The organism is Nocardia sp. CA-119907 (assembly GCF_050955995.1).
Classification (GTDB): Bacteria; Actinomycetota; Actinomycetes; order Mycobacteriales; family Mycobacteriaceae; genus Nocardia.
In genome coordinates this window covers 3068675-3090049 of sequence record NZ_CP192091.1, presented here as the reverse complement: position 1 = coordinate 3090049, position 21375 = coordinate 3068675, and the positions used below count along the sequence as shown (strand labels likewise).

4 protein-coding genes and 1 pseudogene are annotated in these 21375 nt (G+C 65.8%); 3 read left to right on the top strand and 2 right to left on the bottom strand.

What is annotated here, in order from left to right:
* The first annotated feature begins 196 nt into the window (after nucleotides 1-196).
* Nucleotides 197-17683: an amino acid adenylation domain-containing protein gene (locus ACQP2D_RS13575; protein ID WP_433684054.1), complete on the top strand. Its 17487-nt coding sequence runs from the start codon at nucleotides 197-199 to the stop codon at nucleotides 17681-17683.
* A complete protein-coding gene (locus tag ACQP2D_RS13570; protein WP_433684053.1) occupies nucleotides 17680-18354 on the top strand; it encodes a DUF6875 domain-containing protein in 675 nt (224 codons plus the stop codon). The genes ACQP2D_RS13575 and ACQP2D_RS13570 overlap by 4 nt, the downstream gene beginning before the upstream one ends.
* 30 nt (nucleotides 18355-18384) lie before the next feature.
* Here the strand turns inward: ACQP2D_RS13570 and ACQP2D_RS13565 are convergent, their stop codons facing one another.
* Together ACQP2D_RS13565 and ACQP2D_RS13560 are read right to left on the bottom strand one after the other, a co-directional pair.
* Nucleotides 18385-19467, bottom strand: a complete 1083-nt coding sequence (locus ACQP2D_RS13565) for an AraC family transcriptional regulator (RefSeq protein ID WP_433684052.1) — start codon at nucleotides 19465-19467, stop codon at nucleotides 18385-18387.
* A 108-nt stretch (nucleotides 19468-19575) separates the two neighbouring features.
* Nucleotides 19576-20217 (bottom strand): formylglycine-generating enzyme family protein, encoded by a 642-nt coding sequence (locus tag ACQP2D_RS13560; RefSeq protein ID WP_433685639.1) that lies wholly within the window; start codon nucleotides 20215-20217, stop codon nucleotides 19576-19578.
* A gap of 154 nt (nucleotides 20218-20371) precedes the next feature.
* Between ACQP2D_RS13560 and ACQP2D_RS13555 the strand changes: the two are divergent.
* Nucleotides 20372-21372, top strand: a pseudogene (locus tag ACQP2D_RS13555) (TIGR03617 family F420-dependent LLM class oxidoreductase).
* Nucleotides 21373-21375 lie beyond the last annotated feature (3 nt).

Genomic DNA, 21375 nt, shown 5'->3' with positions numbered 1-21375 from the left:
TTATATCGAATTGCGCATCTCGACATTGCGATTCCATCGACTTATATATGCGATGTCAATCCTCGAGGTCAGGGCTTTTGGTCATTGGATTCGAGGCCGAAGGACCCTGCGCTGCACCGCGTTACAATCGGCGGCCTCTTGCATCGCGACGCTCTCGAGGGGTTGATCAAGATCACCGCTTGGCCCCCTTCCGTATTTGACGATAATTTCACGGCGCGGACTTCGAAACCGGGGTATACATCCACGAACTATCCGGCTTAGACTGGCCGTGGTCGGGATAGAGGAAAGTTCAATGACCGTTCCGCCGACACAGCTCCATCCCGGGTGGGGACCGAGCGAAGATACCGAGCCGGACGTGTCAGCAATATCGTATGTGCCGCTGTCGGCCGGGCAGCGGGGGTTATGGCTGGCACAGAAATTGAGTCCGGATGTGCCGATATCCGAGGCACAGTACATCGAGTTGCGTGGAGATCTCGACGTCGATCTGCTGCGCGAGGTGTCGATTCGAGCAGGCCGCGAACTCCAGTCCGGATACCTGCGGCTGGTAGAGGTCGACGGCGAGCCGTACCAGGTGTTCGACCCATCGCTCGAGTCGTCGAGTCCGGTGATCGATGTGCGCGGTGCACCGGATCCCGTCGCGGCGGGCTTGGAGTGGATGCGTCGGGACTACACCAAGCCGCTCGACATGACGCGGGACCGGTTGTTCGGATCGGCGGTTGTGCGGGTTGGGGACCAGCATTACCTGCTGTACAGCAGAATCCACCATGTCGCGATGGACGGCTATGCCGGAATGATGAACATGAACCGCATCGCGGCGCTCTACACGGCAGCGGTGCAGGGCCGGACGGCAGAGCCGTACCAGGCGGCGGACGTACGCGCGCTCTACGACGCCGACCGAAACTATCGGGAGTCGAAGCGGTTCACCGACGACCAGGAATATTGGCTGCACAAGCTCGCCGATGTCGGGGACGAGTCCAGTCTGGTCGACGGGCACGCACCCGCGCGCGCGGACAGTACGATCGCAACCGCCGAACTGTCGCCGATGATGGTGCAGCGGATCGAGCGTGCCGCGGAAGCGTTGAACGCGAGCCCGTCCGCGGTGGTGATCGCCGCATTCGGCTGCTATCTGGCCCGGATGACCGGCCGAGACGACGTCATGGTCAACATTCCGGTATCGGGTCGCACGAACGCGGTACTGCGGCGGTCCGGTGGAGTGTTCGTCAATGTCGCACCGCTTCCGCTCACCCTCGATGCGGGCGACACCGTCGCGACACTGACGCGACGGGTGCAGTCCGATCTGATCGGGGCGTTGCGGCACCAGCGGTGCGGCCTGACCGACATCCGAACCGCCGCCGGATACAACGGCGGACAGCGGCGCTTCGCAGGCCCGGTGGTGAATGCCATGTTCTTCCACCAGGAGTTCCGGCTCGGATCGGTGCCCGGGGAGTTCCATATCCTCAGTTCGGGGCCGGTCGATGATCTACTGATCGACCTGTATCAGACCGGAGACCCGCCGCGGACGATCCTGCACTTCCTCGCCAACCCCAACCTCTACACCGACTCCGAACTCTCGGCGCACTGCACCAGATTCATGGAGTTCCTCGACGCGTTCGCCGTCGCGCCGGACACTGCGCTCGAGCAGGTTCACCCCGAAAGCGCCCGCGAAGGTGCCCGGATCAAGCGCCGCCGTGCGAACCTGGCGTTCTGGCGGGCCACGCTGGCGAACCTGCCCGAGGAGCTGCGTCTGCCTTTCGACCGGCCGCGGTCTGCGGTACCGTCCAATGTAGGTGCCACCGCAAGTTATCCATTGCGTGCCGATCTGGTTGCGGCATTCGAACAATTTGCGCAGCAACATAATTCGTCGCTGTTCACGGCGATCCATGGCGCGTTGGCGGTACTGCTCGCCCGATTGAGCGGTACCACCGACATTCCGATCGGCACACCGACCACCGGCCGCGCTGTGGCCGATTTCGACGGTGTCGCCGACGAGTTCGCCGACACCGTGGTGCTGCGGACCGAGATCGATCTCGATGAATCCTTTACCGACCTGCTCGATCGCGTCGAACAGGCCGATCTGGACGCCTTCCAGCATGCCGACGTGCCATTCGAGCAGGTGGTGGACGAACTCGTTCCGCAGCGGCGTCAGTCCCGGTATCCGCTGTTTCAGGTGATGTTGGCGCTGCGGAATTCTGCGCCCGATCTCGAGCCGTCGGTGGTCGATCTGTCCGAAGCGGCGTCTCGCTTCGATCTGCGGTTCCTGATGCCGGCCGACCATGACAGCGGCGATGTAACCGTCGCGGTCACCTACGCCACCGACCTGTTCGACGCCGCGACGATCGACTCTCTTGCGCGTCGGTGGATACGGATCCTGGAATCGATAACCACCGATCCAACCGTTCCGATCGGATCCATCGACGTCCTCGAACCTGCCGAGCGAGCCGACCTGCTGACCCGCACCGGCGCCCCTCCCGCACCGCCCACCACACTGCCCGACCTGCTGACGGCCGCAGCCGCATTCGATCCCGACGCCATCGCGGTCGTATGCAACGGACAACAACTGAGCTACCGACAGCTCGACCAACGCTCCAACCAACTGGCGCGACGGCTCATCCAACACGGCATCGGACCGGAAGACATTGTCGCCATCAGCATCCCACGATCGGCCGACTCGGTACTCGCGCTGTGGGCCGTCGCCAAAACGGGGGCCGCTTTCCTCCCGATCGACCCGACCTATCCGGCCGAGCGCATCACCCACATGATGACCGATTCGAACGCGGCCATCGGCCTGACCGTGACAGCGGTACGCCCACAATTACCCGACAACATGGACTGGCTGATACCGGACGGACTCGACGCGTCCGGCGACCAGCCCAACACCGACGACAGTCGTCCGATCACCGACAGCGACCGGGTTCGTCCGTTGCGGATCGACGATATCGCCTACGTCATCTACACCTCCGGATCGACCGGACTACCCAAAGGTGTCGCGGTCACCCACCGCGGACTCGGCAACTGCGCCGCAGAACACCGGGTTGCCATGGGCGTCGAGCCCAGCTCTCGCGCGCTACATCTGGCATCGCCCAGCTTCGATGTATCAGTACTCGAATTGCTGATTCCGCTTGCGGCCGGCGCGGCCATGGTCATCGCACCCAACGACATCTATGGCGGGGATGAACTCGCCGAACTGCTCGACAGCGAACACATCAGCCACCTCCTCATCTCACCATCGGTACTGTCCACCATCGATCACACCCGCTGGCCACTACCGGATCTGAAGTATCTGATGGTCGGCGGCGAGGACTACGGCAGCGAGCTGGTCGAACGCTGGGGCGGCGACCGCGTCGTGCTCAACGAATACGGACCAACCGAAACCACCATCGCCGCGACACTGAACGCCTCGCTGGCAGTGGGTGAGTTGGTCACGATCGGTAGGCCGATGCCCGGTGCCTCGGCATGGGTGTTGGATCAACGGCTGCAACCGGTTCCGGTTGGGGTGGCCGGTGAGTTGTACATCGCGGGTGACCTCCTCGCCCGCGGATACCACCACCGAGCAGACGTGACAGCCGAACGATTCCTGGCCTGCCCCTGGCTACCCGGCCAACGCATGTACCGCACCGGCGACATCGTCCGCTGGACCAGCGACCGAACGATCCAGCACCTGGGTCGATCCGACTTCCAGGTCAAGATTCGTGGTCTCCGCATCGAACTCGGTGAGATCGACACCGCTCTGGCTGCCCATGACACCGTCGCCTACGCCGTTACTATCGGTCACCGCAACGACACCGGAACCCAAACACTGGTCTCCTACGTCGTCCCTACCCCAGACCACACCATCGACACCGCGACTCTGGTCGACTACCTCACCGACCGCCTACCGTCCTACATGGTGCCGTCCTCGATCATGGCCCTGGACCGCATTCCACTCACACCGGTGGGCAAACTCGACCGAAAAGCACTACCCAAGCCGGTATTCACCGACACCAAACCCTTCCGGGCACCGCAGACACCGACCGAACACACGATCGCTCGAGCGTTCATCGACGTATTGGGTATCGACACCATCGGTCTCGATGACTCGTTTTTCGCCCTGGGCGGCGACAGCTTGGTCGCGACCCGCGTCGCGGCGCGGCTCGGGACCGCCTTGGATGCCGAGATTCCGGTGCGGCTGTTGTTCGAGGCGTCCACGGTCGCAGAACTGGCCAGCCGCATCGACCAGCATGCCGGCACGGGACGCCGCCGCCCGCCACTGGTCGCCGGGCCGCGCCCCGATCTTGTGCCGTTGGCGCCGGCCCAACAACGGATGTGGTTCTTCAACCAGTACGACACCGCATCGGGTGCGTACAACATGCCGATCGCTATCCGGCTGCGCGGCGAATTGAACATCGACGCCCTGCACTCGGCGGTCCTCGACGTGCTGGGTAGGCACGAGTCGTTGCGAACGCGGTACCTGGATCACGACGGCATGCTGATCCAACAGATCGAGCCGGTCGAGAATGTGGACCGCGAGTTGATGGTGGTGCCGGTCGCGCCGAGCCAGTTGGTCGCGACGGTAACCGAATTCGTCGCCGAAGGCTTCGATGTGAGCACACAGCCACCCGCGCGTGCCCAGCTGTTCCGCATTGTCGGCGGCGAGCAACCGGAATACGTCTTGGCCGTCGTGGTGCACCACATCGCCGCGGATGGATTCTCCCTGACGCCGCTGGCCCGTGATGTGGCGACTGCTTATGCCGCGCGGATCCGCGGTGCGGCCCCGGCGTGGACGCCGTTGCCGGTCCAGTACGCGGACTACGCACTGTGGCAACAGGCCACCCTCGGCGCGCCCGATGATCCGGAATCGCTGTCTGCCCAGCAGATCCGATACTGGACCGAGGCTCTTGACGGCGTTGCCGAGGAACTGCGCCTGCCATTCGATCGGCCGCGACCGGTGGTGATGTCGAATCGCGGCGCTACTGTCAACTACTCGGTGCCTGCCGATTTGATACGGGCATTGGAACAGTTTGCGCGCCAACATAATTCGTCGCTGTTCATGGCGATCCATGGCGCGTTGGCGGTCCTGCTCGCCCGGTTGAGTGGCACCACCGACATTCCGATCGGCACACCGATCGCCGGGCGCGGTGTGGCCGCACTCGACGACATGATCGGCATGTTCGTCAACACTCTGGTGTTGCGCACCGAGATCGATCTCGATGAATCGTTCACCGACCTGCTCGGCCGGGTCAAACAAGCCGATCTGGACGCCTTCGAACACGCCGACGTTCCATTCGAGCAGGTAGTGGACAAACTCGTAGTGCAGCGATCCCAGGCACGGCACCCGCTGTTCCAGGTGATGCTGGCGTTCCAGAACCTGGAACCGGTAACACTGCGACTCCCCGAGCTCGAGCTGTCGGTGGTCGATCTGCCCAATGAGGTCTCCCGGTTCGATCTGCAATTCATCCTGTCGGAGGATCGCGACAGCGGTGACATGACCGTCGCGGTCACCTACGCCACCGACCTGTTCGACGCCGCGACGATCGACTCTCTTGCGCGTCGGTGGATACGGATCCTGGAATCGATAACCACCGATCCAACCGTTCCGATCGGATCCATCGACGTCCTCGAACCTGCCGAGCGAGCCGACCTGCTGACCCGCACCGGCGCCCCTCCCGCACCGCCCACCACACTGCCCGACCTGCTGACGGCCGCAGCCGCATTCGATCCCGACGCCATCGCGGTCGTATGCAACGGACAACAACTGAGCTACCGACAGCTCGACCAACGCTCCAACCAACTGGCGCGACGGCTCATCCAACACGGCATCGGACCGGAAGACATTGTCGCCATCAGCATCCCACGATCGGCCGACTCGGTACTCGCCGTCTGGGCAGTCACCAAAACCGGCGCCGCCTTCCTGCCGATCGACCCGACCCACCCCGCCGAACGCATCACCCACATGATGACCGATTCCGAAGCGGCCATCGGCATTACGACCGCGTCGGTACACGAGCGACTACCCGACGACACCGATTGGTTGACATTCGACAACCTCGACGAGACCGACGGCAGTCCGATCACCGACAGCGACCGGGTTCGTCCGCTGCGGATCGACGATATCGCCTACGTCATCTACACCTCCGGATCGACCGGACTACCCAAAGGTGTCGCGGTCACCCACCGCGGACTCGGCAACTGCGCCACCGCGAACCAAGATGTCATCGGCGTCGAGCCCAACTCCCGCACACTGCATCTGGCTTCACCCAGCTTCGACGTATCAATACTGGAAATGCTGTTACCCCTGCCCGCTGGCGCGGCCATGGTCATCGCACCCAACGACATCTACGGCGGGGATGAACTCGCCGAACTGCTCGACAGCGAACACATCAGCCACCTCCTCATCACTCCCTCGGCACTGTCCACCATCGATCACACCCGCTGGTCACTACCGGATTTGGAAAACCTGGTCGTCGGCGGCGAGGACTACGGCAGTGACTTGGTCGAACGCTGGGGCGGCGAGCGAAAGCTGTTGAACGACTATGGTCCAACCGAAACCACCGTCGCCGCGACGCGGACCCTCTTGACGGCCGGAGAACTGGTCACGATCGGCCGCCCGATCCGCGGGGTCTCGGCATGGATCCTCGACCAGCGACTGCAACCGGTTCCCGATGGTGTTGCCGGTGAGTTGTACATCGCGGGTGACCTCCTCGCCCGCGGATACCACCACCGAACCGCCACCACGGCCGAACGTTTCGTCGCCTGCCCCTGGCTACCCGGCCAACGCATGTACCGCACCGGCGACATCGTCCGCTGGACCAACAACGCAACCATCCAACACCTCGGGCGATCCGACTTCCAGGTCAAGATCCGCGGCCTCCGCATCGAACTCGGCGAAATCGACACCACACTCACCAGCCACGAAACCGTCGCCTACGCCGCCACCATCGGCCACCACAACGACACCGGAACCCAAACACTGGTCTCCTACGTCGTCCCCACCCCAGACCACACCATCGACACCACAACTCTGGTCGACTACCTCACCGACCACCTACCGTCCTACATGGTCCCCGCCTCGATCATGGCCCTGGACCGCGTCCCACTCACACCGGTCGGCAAACTCGACCGAAAAGCATTACCGAGACCGGTTTTCACCGACAGCAAACCCTTCCGGGCACCGCAGACACCAACCGAACACATCATCGCTAGAGCCTTCGCCGACGTACTCGGCGTCGACACTGTCGGTCTCGATGACTCGTTCTTCGCCCTGGGCGGCGACAGCATCATGTCGATCCAGTTGGTCACTCGGGCCAGGGCAGCCGGTGTGGCGTTCTCCGCACGCGATGTGTTCGAGCGGAAGACGGTCGCCGGACTGGCCGAGGTCGCGGTCGATGGCAGCGCAGGCCCTGTGCTGTCGGAACTGCCCGGCGCGGGCGTGGGACCGGTACCGCTGACACCGATCATGCGACGGTTGCTCGCACGGTCCGAGTCGGAGATCGGCCGCTTCTCACAGGCGATGATGCTGAATCTGCCGATGGGAATCGACCGGCAGCGGCTGGCCGACACCGTGCAGGCGGTCCTCGATCGGCACGACATGCTGCGCGCACGGCTGTGCCCGGACGACGGCGGACGCTGGATGTGGGAGGTGCTGCCCGTCGGCACGGTTCGCGCCGACGAGGTCATCCATCGGGTGCCGATGCAAGCCATACCAGCGGGCACCGAATTCCGGACGTTGGCGGCGGAAGAATTGACTTCGGCTGCCGACCGGCTCGACCCGAATGCCGGGATCGTGCTGCAGGTGGTCTGGTTCGATCCGGTGCACACGGCGGAACCGGGCAAAGTCCTTGTGCTGGTGCATCAATCGGTGATCGATCGGGATTCCTGGCGTGTGCTGGTGCCAGACCTCGCGGTCGCGTGGGCGCGGATCGAATCCGGCGAGCCACCCGAGCTCGCCCCGGTCGGGACATCCATGCGCAGATGGGCGCATAGGCTGGTCGAGGCGGCCCAACGCACGGAGCGGGTAGCAGAACTCGGGCTGTGGCGAGCAATGGCCGACCAGCGCGATCCGATGATCGGGTCGCGGCCACTGGACCCCGCGATCGATGTAGCCGCCGCTGCTCGGACCGTCGAGATCGAACTCTCCCCCGAGGTGACCCACGCGGTATTGACCATGGTGCCAGCGTCATTCCACGGCGGGGTGAGCGACGGCCTACTGGCCGCGCTGGCGGTCGCCGTGACGAAGTGGCGGCGCGACCGACAGCCGGAGGCCGCCAAGCGGACGGATGTGCTGATCGGTCTCGAAGGACACGGTCGGGAGGAAGGCGTCGTCCCGGGCGCTGATCTGACCCGGACGGTCGGCTGGTTCGCTACGAGTTTTCCGGTGCGTTTGGATCTGTCGGGCATCGATCTCGACGACGCGTACGCGGGTGGGCCCGCGATGGGCGCAGCGGTCAAGTCCGTCAAGGAGCAGCTTCTCGCAGTCCCGGATCACGGGATCGGCTATGGCTTGCTGCGGTACCTCAACGAGGACACCGGCCCGACACTCGCCGCGCTGCCAACGCCACAGATCGCATTCAGCTACGTCGGCCGCGTCGCGACGAGGGTTCCCCAAGGGATATCGGCGGTCGGCTGGCTGCCGGTGGACGGCGGCGACCTCGTGGGTGCGCAGAATCCGGATATGCCGGTCGCGGCGGTGCTCGACATCAATGCCTATACCCGCGATGACGGCGAAGGACCGCAATTGCGGGCCGTCTGGACCTATCCCGCGGGGGTGCTCACCGCTGATGAGGTCCGTTCGGCGGCGCAGTCGTGGCGCCGGGCATTGACTGCCTTGGCGGCTCATGCTCGCCGCGGCGGAAGCGGGGGACGGACGCCGTCGGATCTGGATCTGGTCCGGCTCGGGCAGTCCGAAATCGAGCGCCTCGAGGCCAGATACCCGACGTTGAGCGATGTCTGGCCGTTGACTCCGCTGCAGGAGGGCCTGCTGTTCCACGCGCTGGTGTCCGAGGAGTCGGTGGACGCGTACCTGACCCAGCTGGTCCTCGAACTGCGTGGACAGGTCGATCCGGAGCGGCTGCGCCGAGCCGGGCAGGTTGTGCTCGACCGATATCCGAATCTGCGCACCGCCTTCGATACCGATGTCGGGCCGGTGCAGGTGGTCCAGGAAGACGTCGAGGCGTCCTGGTCGGAGATCGACCTGTCCAGCCTCGATGACAGTGCACGCGAGCACGAATGGGAGCTCCTCCTGACCGCGGACCGGGCGACCAGGTTCGATCCGGCTCGTGCACCGTTGCTGCGTTGGATGCTGGTCAGCACGGGGCCACAGCACTACCGGCTGGTGCTGACCAATCATCATCTGCTGCTCGATGGCTGGTCGACGCCGCTGCTGCTGAAGGAGCTGCTGGTGCTCTACGCCACCGACGGCGATGCCACGATCCTGCCCGAGGTCCGCCCCTATCGGGACTTCCTGGCCTGGATCGCCGGGCAGGACCTGCCTGCGGCGCTCGACGCCTGGGCCCGCGCGTTCGACGGCACCGAAGGGCCGACCCTGGTGGCACAAGCCGATCCCGGCCGCCGCTACACCGAATCACGCGATGTGCTAGCGGATTTGACCGAGGAGCAGACCGCGGCGCTGACGAGCTTCGCCCGCGCCCGTGGCGTCACGCTCAACACCGTGATCCAGCTGGCATGGGCAATTGTGTTGGGCACGTTGACATCCCAAGACGATGTGACCTTCGGCACCGCGGTGTCCGGGCGGTCCCCGCAGCTGGCGGGCATCGAATCGATGATCGGACTGTTCATCAACACGCTGCCGGTGCGCGTCCGTCTGGGCACCACCGAAAGCCTGGGGCAGTTGCTCGACCGGGTTCAGGCGGAGCAGACCGCTCTGCTCGATCACCAGTTCGTCGGTCTCACCGAGATCGAGCGGGTGGCCGGGCCAGCAGCGGTGTTCGACACGATGACGGTGTTCGAGTCCTTCCCGGTCGATCGTTTCGGGCTGACCGCGGATACCGATATCGCGGGCATGCGGGTCGTCGACGTCATGGGTGTGGACGGCGCGCACTATCCACTGGGCGTGGTCGCCCGGGTCGATACCCGACTGCATCTGAAGATCAAGTACCTGCCCGAACTGTTCGACCACGACACGGTCGACGCGACACTGCAGCGGGTGCTGCGCGTGCTCGGCATCATCGCCGCCGACCCGGATCTGCCGCTGGCCCGGCTCAACCTCCTCTCTCCCGCGGAATACCGTGAGTTGACACCGGTTTCGGGCTCCCCGGAGGTACCGGGGCAAGTGCTGCCGGAGCTGTTGGCGGCGACTGTGGAACGGGATCCGGGAGCGGTCGCGGTGGTGTACGAGGATCGGCAGTGGAGCTACGGTGAGCTCGATGCGGAGTCGAATCGGTTGGCGCGGTTGTTGATCGATCAAGGGGTGGGGCCGGAGACGAATGTCGCGGTGGGGTTGGCACGGTCGGTCGAGTCGGTGCTTGCGGTGTGGGCGGTGGCGAAGTCGGGGGCGGCATTCGTTCCGGTGGACCCGCAGTATCCGACCGGCCGCATCGAGCACATGCTCACCGATTCCGGTGTGACAGTGGGGATCACCCTGTCACAGTGGCGGGATCGATTCCCCGGATCGGTGCGCTGGTTGGTCCTCGACGAGGCGGCCGACGCGGGGGAGTTGTCGGCGGCGCCGGTGACCGACGCGGAGCGAACGCTGCCGGTCCGACTCGACCAAGCGGCGTACCTGATCTATACCTCCGGTTCGACGGGTGTGCCCAAAGGCGTGGTGGTGCCGCACCGAGGGTTGGCGGATCTGGTGGCCGAGCAGTGTTCGCGGTTCGACATCGAGCCCGGCGCGCGGGTGCTGCATGTCGCGTCGCCCAGTTTCGATGCGGCGGTGCTGGAACTGCTGTGGGCGTTCGCATCGGGTGGGCGACTGGTCATCGCACCGCCGACCGTCTACGGCGGCAACGAGCTGGCGCGGATCCTATCGAACGAGCGGGTGACCCACGTCGCGATGACGCCGACAGCCTTGGCGACGGTCGACCCGGCTGGGCTGGAGAGCCTGGAAACCGTCGTGGTCGGCGGCGAAGCGCCCCCACCCGAACTGGTGTCGCGGTGGGCACCGGGCCGCAGATTGTTCAACACCTATGGTCCGGCGGAGGCCACGATCCAGACCGATGCCAGTGCGCCACTGGTGGCAGGTCAGCCGGTGACGGTCGGCGAACCGATCCGCGGGGTCGGGGAAGTTGTGCTCGATGCCCGGTTGCGGCCGGTGCCCGTCGGCGTTGTCGGCGAGTTGTATCTCACGGGACCCGGTCTGGCCCGTGGTTACCGCAACCGGATGGGGCTGACGGCGGCACGGTTCGTCGCCGATCCGTTCGCGGAGTCGGGACAGCGCATGTATCGGACCGGTGACCTGGTGCGGTGGTTGCGGCAACCGGAGGGGAGTCTGGAACTGGACTATGTGGGCAGGGCCGACTTCCAGGTCAAACTGCGTGGTTTCCGCATCGAACTCGGCGAGGTCGAATCGGGCCTGCTGGCCTGTACCGGTGTCGCCCGTGCCGTGGCGACCGTGCACCATGGCACCGCTGTCGGTGACCGGTTGGTCGGGTACGTGGTGCCCGAGCCCGGGGTCGACCTCGATCCGGCCGGGGTCCTCACGTTCGTGGAACAGCGGTTGGTCCCGCATATGGTGCCCGCGATGGTTTTGGTGCTGGACACGCTGCCGGTGACCGAGAGCGGCAAGCTCGACCGCGCCGCGTTGCCCGTGCCGGATTTCAGTTCGGCTCGTGCCGAGTTCCGGGCGCCGGTGACCGATGTGGAGCGGATGCTGGCCGGGCTGTTCGGTGAGGTGTTGGGTATCGACACGGTCGGTCTCGATGATTCGTTCTTCGCCTTGGGTGGCGACAGCATCATGTCGATCCAGTTGGTCACCCGGGCCAGGGCGGCCGGTGTGGTGTTCTCCACGCGGGAGGTGTTCGAACGCAAGACGGTCGCCGGGCTGGCTCAGGTCGCGGTCCAGGACAGTGCCGCGGTGGTCGCGTTGCCGGCGGAGCTTCCCGGGGCGGGCGTGGGGTCGGTGCCGCTGACGCCGATCATGTGTTGGATGTTCGAACGCGGCGGGTTCGACCGGTTCTGCCAGTGGGTCACACTCACACTGCCCAGCGGCATCGACAGGACCGGAATCGAAGCCACCGTGCAAGCGGTGATCGACCACCACGACATGCTGCGCGCCCAACTCCTTCCCGACCCCACACACCCGACCGGATGGGCGCTACAGGTCCGGCCGACCGGGGTGACCGCCGCCGAAGTGAGCGCCACCGAGGCGAGCACCACCGGAACGAGCACCACCGAAGTGAACGCCACCGGAACGAGCACCACCGAAGTGAACGCCACCGGAACGAGCACCACCGAAGTGAACGCCACCGGAACGAGCGCCACCGGAACGAGCGCCGCCGAGGCGAGCACCACCGGAATGAGTGCCACCGGGGTGAGTGCTGCCGGGGTGAGTGCTGCCGGTGCTGCCGGGCTGGTCCGGCGGGTATCGGTGGAGGTGGAGCCGGATAGTGCCGACTTCGCGGCGATCGTCGACGCGGAGGCGAACGCTGCGGCCGAGCGCCTCGACCCCGCAGCCGGGGTCATGATGCAGCTGGTGTGGCTCGATTGGGTCGACCGGCCGGGTCGGTTGCTCGTCGTCCTACATCACCTGGTTGTGGATGGGGTGTCGTGGCGGATCCTGGTTCCCGACTTCGCCACTGCGTGGGCTCAGATCAGTGCCGGGCAACCACCACAGCTCGCGCCCGTGGGGACCTCGATGCGCCGCTGGGCCCACGGGCTGAGCACCGCCGCCGAACACCTCGACGAGCTCGACTGGTGGCGCGCCACCCTCGAGACCACCGACCCACCGATCGGTCCCCGCCCGCTCGACCCGAATGTGGATGTGCAAGCCGAGGTCGCGACCGTGGAGGTGACGCTGCCGACCGCGGTGACCCGCGCGGTGCTCACCACCGTGCCCCACGCGTTCCACGGCAACGTCGACGACGCCCTGATCGCCGCACTGGCATTGGCATTGACCCGGTGGCGTCACCGCCACGGCGAGAACAGCACCGAAACACTGCTCACCCTCGAAAGCCACGGCCGCCACGACCCACCGCTGCCCGGCGCGGACCTCACCCGCACCGTCGGCTGGTTCACCACCACCTACCCGGTGCGCCTGGACCTGTCCGGCATCGACATCGACGACGCGTACACCGCCGGTGGGGCCGCCGCGGCGGTGGTCAAGTCGGTCAAGGAACAACTGCGCCAGATCCCCAACCGCGGAATCGGCTACGGGCTGCTGCGCTACCTCAACACCGACACCGCCCCCCTCCTGGGCGAACTACCCGACCCGCAGGTCAGCTTCAACTACCTCGGTCGTTTCGACACCATCCCCACCGCATTGCGCGAGATCGGATGGATGCCCGCCGGCGGCGACGCCGACGGCGGCGGCATCCAAAACCCCGACGCCGCCGCGGCAGCCGTGCTCGCCATCAACGCAGCCACCACCGACACACCCGACGGGCCCGCCCTGACCGCCTCCTGGGACTACCCCACCGGTCTGCTCACCACCGGCGAGGTCACCGAGATCGCCGACCTGTGGTGCGAGGCGGTGAGGGCGCTGGCCACCCACGCCTGCCGCCCCGGCGTCGGCGGACTCACCCCCTCCGACCTCGACCTGCTCGACCTCGACCAACCCGCCATCGACCGACTCGAAACCCGGTACCCGGTGCTGGACGACATCTGGCCGCTGACACCCCTACAAGCCGGACTGCTGTTCCACGCCCAACTCGCCACCGACGCCATCGACGCCTACATCGTGCAACTCAGTGTCGAACTCGGCGGAGTCGTCGACGCGAACCGGCTACACCGCGCCGCACACACCCTCCTGCAACGACACCCCAACCTACGAACCGCCTTCCTACGCGACGGCGCCCACGAACCCGTCCAAGTGGTGCCCCACACCGTCGAGGTCCCATTCACCGAGATCGACCTGACCGCACACCACGACACCGCGGCCGCACTCGAACAGATCATGACCACCGACCGCCGATTCGACATGACCGCGGCCCCACTGCTGCGACTGACCCTGATCAACATCGCCCCCCACCAGCACCGACTGCTGTTGAGCATGCACCACATCCTCATCGACGGCTGGTCCACACCACTGCTGGTCCGGGAACTACTCATCCTCTACGCCACCGACAGCGACACCGCAGCACTGCCCTCGGTCCGTCCCTACCGCGACTACCTGACGTGGCTGAAGGCCCAGGACCGGGCCGGTGCGGAAACCGCGTGGACCCAGGCGCTCGATGGCATCACGCAGCCGACTCTGCTGGCACCCGCGGACCGCGGTCGCCGACCCACTGCCGCAGCGGGCGAAGTGCGGGTCCAGCTCGACGAGGACCGCACCGCGGCGCTGGTCACGGCGGCCCAGCAGCAGGAGACCACCCTCAACACCGTCGTCCAGGCGGCTTGGGCGCTCGTGCTCGCCAACGCGACCGCCCGCGAAGACGTGGTCTTCGGCACGACCGTCTCCGGACGTCCGCCACAGCTTCCCGGCATCGAATCGATGATCGGGCTGTTCGTCAACACCGTTCCCGTCCGGGTCCGGCTCGACCACCGCGAAAGCCTCGCCCAACTGCTGCGGCGAATCCAAACCGAACAGGCCGCGCTGCTCGACCATCAGCACCTGGGACTCGCTCGTATCCAACAGCTGGCCGGTCCCGGCGCGATGTTCGACACCGTGACCGTCTTCGAGTCCTACCCGGTCGACTCGGCCGGATTGTCCGAAGACACCGATATCGCCGGAATGCACGTCCTCGACGTCCAGGGACGAGACGCCGCGCACTATCCGCTCGGCCTGGTCGCCCACCACGACACCCGGCTGCACCTGACCTTCGAATACCTGCCCGAACTGTTCACTCGACAGCAGATCGACGCCCTCGCCGACCGGGTGCTGCGGGTGCTCGACACCATCGCCGCGCATATCGACCTGCCGCTCACCGAACTGCAGCTGCTCTCGCCCGTCGAGCAGGCCACGCTGGTGCCCGTCCGCGGTCGGCCCGGCACGGTCACGTCGCCGTTGCCGCAGGTGTTGTCGGACGCGGCCGCGACGACGCCCGGCACGGAAGCGCTGGTCTGCGACGGCGTAAGGCTGTCGTATCGCGAACTCGATGAAGCCTCCAACCGGTGGGCACGGATATTCATCGAGAGGGGAATAGGACCGGAAGTGATCGTTGCCGTGGCGCTGCCGCGCTGCATCGACGCGATGGTCGCCGTATGGGCGGTCGCCAAGACCGGCGGCGCGTTCGTCCAGGTCGACCCCACCCATCCGCGCGACCGGGTGACCCGCATTCTCACCGATTCCGGTGCCGCCGTCGGGCTGACCCTCGATACCTACCGGGACCGGTTACCGGACGCGCTCGAATGGCTCGCCCTCGACGATCCCACCTTCGCCGCGACGACGGCGGCGGCCGCCCCCACAGCGATCGATGACGCCGAACGCACCACCCCGCTGCGGCCGGAGCATCCGGCCTACCTGATCTACACATCCGGCTCCACCGGGACCCCCAAAGGTGTCGTGGTCACTCATACCGGGATAGCGAACCTGGCCGCCGAAACACGGGAGCGGTACGGCCTCACTCCCGCTTCTCGGATGCTGGCCGTCGCCTCGCCGACCTTCGACGTCTCCATCCTCGAATGGCTCAGCGCGACCGCCGCTGGCGCCACCCTGGTCCTCGCACCCGCAACGGTAGCCGTCGGCACCGAACTGTCCGAATTGATCAATGCCGAACACGTGACCCATGCCGCCATCACTCCCACCATGCTCGCCGCACTGCACCCCGACACCGTCGACACCCTCGAAACCCTGATCCTCGGCGGCGAGAAGTGTCCACCCGATCTGGCAGCGCAATGGACGCCGGGCCGCACGGTGCTGAACAGCTATGGGGCTACCGAAACCACCGTTGTCAGCTGCGGCCATGCTCCTTTGACCACAACCACGGGCGGCCCGATGACAATCGGCGGCCCGACGCTCGGATTCACCGCCGTCGTACTCGACCGCAGATTGCGCCCCGTCCCGGTCGGAGTAGTCGGCGAACTGTACGTCGCCGGACCGGGCCTCGCCCGTGGCTACCACCGGCAACCCGCGACCACCGCGGCCCGATTCGTCCCCGACCCCTACGGGCCGCCCGGTACGCGCATGTATCGGACCGGTGACCTCGTCAGCTGGACGACCGAACGAACACTGCGATTCTCCGGTCGCAGTGACCTGCAGCTCAAGATCAACGGCCACCGCATCGAACCCGGCGACATCGAAGCCGCGCTGCGCGACCACCCCGACATCGACCAGGCCACCGTCACGATCCACGCCCGACCCAATGGCAGCGATCAACTCGTCGGCTACGTCGTGCCCGCTCCCGGCAACACGCCCGACACCGCGATACTGACCGCCCACCTCGCAACGCGACTACCCACGCACATGATCCCCACCGCAATCCTCACCGTCGACCGGATACCCCTAACCCCCACCGGCAAGGTCGATTACAAAGCCCTGCCCACACCCGAATGGCGACCTGCCCGGTTCCGGCCGCCGTCCACCGCACTCGAGGCCACCGTCTGCGACGCCTTCGCCGAGACCCTCGACATCGAACGAGCCGGCCTCGACGACGGCTTCTTCACCCTCGGCGGCAACTCGCTCGCCGCGGCCACGCTGGTCGCACGGCTGGCGGAGTCGACCGGTGTCAACGTGCCTGTTCAGTGGATCTTCATCGATCCGACACCCGAGTCGCTGGCCCACCGCATCGATACCGGTCGCTACGGGAGCGACGAGCAGGACCTCGGCGACGCACTGTCCGTCGTTCTCCCTCTGCGCGCCGCCGGAACCGAACCTCCGCTGTTCTGCGTCCACCCGGCCATCGGATTGGCTTGGGGTTTCAGCGGACTCGTGCAACACCTCGATCCCGACCGCCCCGTGTACGGTGTGCAATCCCCGGCATTCAGCGACGCCGCCGCGGAATTCGACACCCTCGACGAACTCGCCGCCCGCTACGTCCGAGAGATCCGCACCGTCCAGCCACACGGCCCGTACCACCTGCTCGGCTACTCGCTCGGCGGCACCATCGCCCACGCGATGGCGGTCCAACTCCGTCGCGATGGCGAGTCCGTCGCCACCCTGGCCATGATGGACACCCGCGTCGTCACTACCAGCACCGTCCGCGTACCAACTCCTACGATCGGGAAGGTGCTCGCCGAGTTCGCCGGCCTCGACGTGCCACCGGGCCCGGCCGATCTCACCGCCGCGGCCGCGGCCGAGCTGCTGCACCGGCAAGGCGGACTGTTCACCGCCGTGACCCCCGAGCATCTGGTGACTCTGCGCGACGACTACACCCGGCTCGTCGACCTCACGTACAACCACCGCCCCACGCCATTCGACGGTGACCTGATCTACTTCGGCGCCGCCGCCCACACGGACGAAGGCCCCTCCCCGGCCCTCGCCTGGAACAACCTCATCACCGGCCGGATCATCGAACACCCCATTTCGGTCCGACACGAGCGGATGATCGAACCCGAGTCGCTGCGCGCGATCGGATTCGTTCTCACCGAGCACTTCCGCTCAGCCCACACAACCCCAACGGAGTCCCCACCCCCTTCAAGGACAAGCCGATCATGAACACCTGCCGAATCGTCGGGTCCCGCTCCGGCGTCGAGCCAGTCAACCTGTTCGCTCCCGATCCAGCGACTCCTATCGCCACGCACCCCCGTGCTGCCGAATTACGTAGGTGGACTCGCGATTACCTGTGTCAGCCGCACCCTGATCTCGGCCGGACCGGCCCGGTCTGTCCTTACACCAGCCGCGCCATCACAAACCACTTCCTGTGGGCCGCATTCATCGAGGGTCGTTCCATCGACGCCGAGGTGCTGACCGCGGTCGTCGACGACCTGTACGACCTGTTCCCCGTTCTGCCGCCCCGGGACGAACCCGATTCCAAGTTCAAGGCTGTCCTGGTGGTCTTTCCGGACCTCACCGAATACGAAGACATCGACGCGGTTCAAATCGAACACAAGTCTCGGTTCGTCGAAAAGGGTCTGATGCTCGGTCAGTTCTATCCCGGATGCACCGCCCCGGGGCTGCACAACCCGGACTTCCCCGCACTCGACGCGCCACTGCCCATGCTCGCCGTCCGCTATATGGCCCCCACCGACTTTCTATTCCTCAACACCCGCCACGAATGGATGGACTCCTACCTCAAACTCTTCGCCCCCGCGATCCCCAAGTTCATTACCAGCGCCATGTCCGACAGACTCGTACAGACAACCGAGGACTCGAACGAAACTCATTGAGAGCGATTCCCGGACAAGCCAACCGAGCCGTCAACCAGCGCCGACCAGATGTGTCCGGCCCAGCGCGAACTCGGGCACCACCTTGATCGGTGCGACCGCGCGCGCACCACGTGCCCGAAACACCTGCGGCGGACAGCCTTTCCAGCGCCGGAACGCGCGAATGAACGATGCCGCCTCCGCGTAACCGAGCCGCGCCGCCACCTGTTCGGTGGTCATATCGGTGTGCTGCAACAGCTCCTCCGACATCATTTCCCGAACCTCGTCGAGCAGATGGCGAAACGATGTTCCCTCGTCCCGCAGCCGTCGCGACAGTGTCCGCGGACTCATGAAAAGCTCGGCGGCAACAGCGATTTGATCCGGAATCTCGCCCGGATTGCGGACCAGCCGATCGCGTACCGAACCCGCGACACCGGTGCGGGCGCGGCGCGCGGTGAGCAGATCGCGGCAGAGCTGTTCGCCTATGCCGCGCGCCCATTCGTTGGCCTGTGGCAGCGCGACATCGAGATGGGCACTGTCGAAGGCCAATTCATTGGCCGACGCGCCGAAGACCGGCTCGACGCCGAATATATTGCGGTAGCGCGTCGTATCCGCCGGAGCGGGGTGCCGGAAGCCGACCCGGGAGGCGGGCACCCCCGCGGAGAACAGTTCCCGGCCGATGGTGTGTATGCCGGTGATGACGCGTTCGGTCAGGAACGGGCGCACATCCTCCGGAATCTCGGAGTCGTCGAAGATCAGCCGCGATTCGGTCGCCCCCTCCTCGAAGGTCAGGTGGCCGAAGACGAGGGCCAAGTCGATGTAGCGCAGCGATACCTCGATCACCTCGCGCACCGTGCGGCTGCTCAGCAGTGCCAGACCCCATGGCCCGTACAGCGAGAGGTGATAGCGACCGCCCGCCTCGACTCCCAAACCGGACTCATCGCCGAATCCCGCCAGCAGATTCCGCACGACGCGCACCTCTTGGCGCGCGGTCACCTCGGCATCGGGATCGGTCACCGCGTCGGGCACCAGAGCCGTGCCCTTCAGGCAGACCTCCGGCGACATTCCGCGCTCCCGCGCCAACTGCATCAGCACATGCACGCTGGACGTACTGCGCAGCAGATCCCAATCGAACACCGAACTGCATCCTCGTCGAAACCGGTCTTGCTATGGCGGAACATATCAATCATTCCTTCTATATCGCAGGAAAATCGTGAATTCTGCCCGGCCGGACCGAGCGTCCGGTCAAGGTATCGACCGGGCGACGCGGAATCCGACATCATCGATCCGATAGGTCGGATGGCTGCGTCGCCGCACCGAGGCCCGGCAGCTCCACTTCTCGTCGGACCATCCGCCCCCGCGCAACACCCGATACGAGTCGTACACCTCGGCATCGTAGATATCCCAGCACCAGTCCCAGACATTGCCGAGCATGTCGTACAGCCCCCACGCATTGGGCAGCTTGCCGCCCACCTCGTGACTGCGTTCCTCGGAATTGCCTCGGTACCAAGCGATCTCGTCGATCTCGCCATATCGAGGTCCGGAAGTACCGGCACGGCAGGCATACTCCCATTCGGCCTCGGTCGGCAGCCGATACCCGTTCGCGGCGGCATCCCATTCGACCTCGTCATCGTGCACGCGGTACGCGGGCGTCAAACCCGCACGCGTGGACAGACCATTGCAGAACCCGATCGCATCGAACCACGAGACGCCCTCGACCGGCCGCCGATCACCCCGAACGCTGCTCGGCCGCGCACCGGTGACCTGCGCATACTGCGACTGCGTCACTGAAAACGCCGCGATCTCGTACCCGGCGATCTCGACCGGCCAACTTTGTTGTGTCCGCCGATCCGACAGCGTCACCCGCCCCGCCGCGAGCGCGACCATCTCGATTTCCGAATGCACAGGTAGGCGATCCTAGTCGCTCCCGCAAACCGCTGGCGTCCATCGAGGTCGTCGTCCATCCTCGCTACAGTTGGCGAGTGGGAAGCTCTGGGCTTACGTCCAGGAGCACGTCGACGATGACGAATTGGGCGGGCCAGTGAGAGTTCATACCGCGTTATACGGACCCGGGAATGCGGTGCAGCGGACCCGCGCACTGCGGGATATGGGGTCGGTGGCGTCTTCGCCTTCGAGGGACCGCACGACCCGTTCACTCCATTGACGCTCGCCTCGACCGTCGGCGGTATGGATCTGATGACGAATGTCGCCATCGCCTTCCCCCGCAACCCGATCCACCTCGCCCACCAGGCCAACGACCTCCAACTGCTGACCGAGGGCCGATTCATCCTGGGCCTCGGCACACAGATCCGCCCGCAGATCGAGAAGCGTTTCGGCGCGGACTTCCATCACCCCGTCGACCGCATGGCCGAGATGGTGCGGGCGCTGCGCGCGATCTTCGGATGCTGGAATGTGGGTACTCGATTGGACTTTCGCGGCGAGTACTACCGCCACACCCTCATGACTCCGATGTTCGATCCGGGCCCCAATCCCTTCGGGCCGCCGCCGATCTATCTCGGCGCGCTCGGCCCCCGCATGACCACCATGGCCGCTCGGCTCGCCGACGGTCTGCTGGTCATGCCGTTCAACTCCAAGCGATACCTGCACGAGCAGATCATGCCGAGAGTCCGTGACGGTCTCGCCGCGGCGAACCGCGATCCGGCGGAGTTCGCGGTGCTTCCGGAAATCATTGTCGCCGTTGGCAATTCCGATGCAGAACAGGAAGCGGCCGATGCCGCGACCCGCCGCCTGCTCGGCTTCTACGGCTCCACTCCGTCCTACCGACCGGTCCTCGACCAGCACGGCTGGGGCGAGCTACAGCCAGAACTGAACCGGCTGTCGAAGCAGGGCCGTTGGCAGGAGATGGGCGAACTGATCGACGACGATATCCTCGCGACCCTGGCGGCACGCGGCAAACCCGCCGAGGTCGCCGCCGATATCCGCGACCGCGTCGGCACGATCTCCGACCGCGTCTGCTTCTACCAGCCCTACCCGCCCGGCGATGAAACCCTCACCGAACTCGTGCACCACCTGAACGGCTGAGCG

Bases quoted from the DNA above. Each gene is read 5' to 3' on its own strand.
- ACQP2D_RS13570 (WP_433684053.1), top strand. From the start codon at position 17,680: ATGAACACCTGCCGAATCGTCGGGTCCCGCTCCGGCGTCGAGCCAGTC.
- ACQP2D_RS13560 (WP_433685639.1), bottom strand. From the start codon at position 20,217: ATGGTCGCGCTCGCGGCGGGGCGGGTGACGCTGTCGGATCGGCGGACA.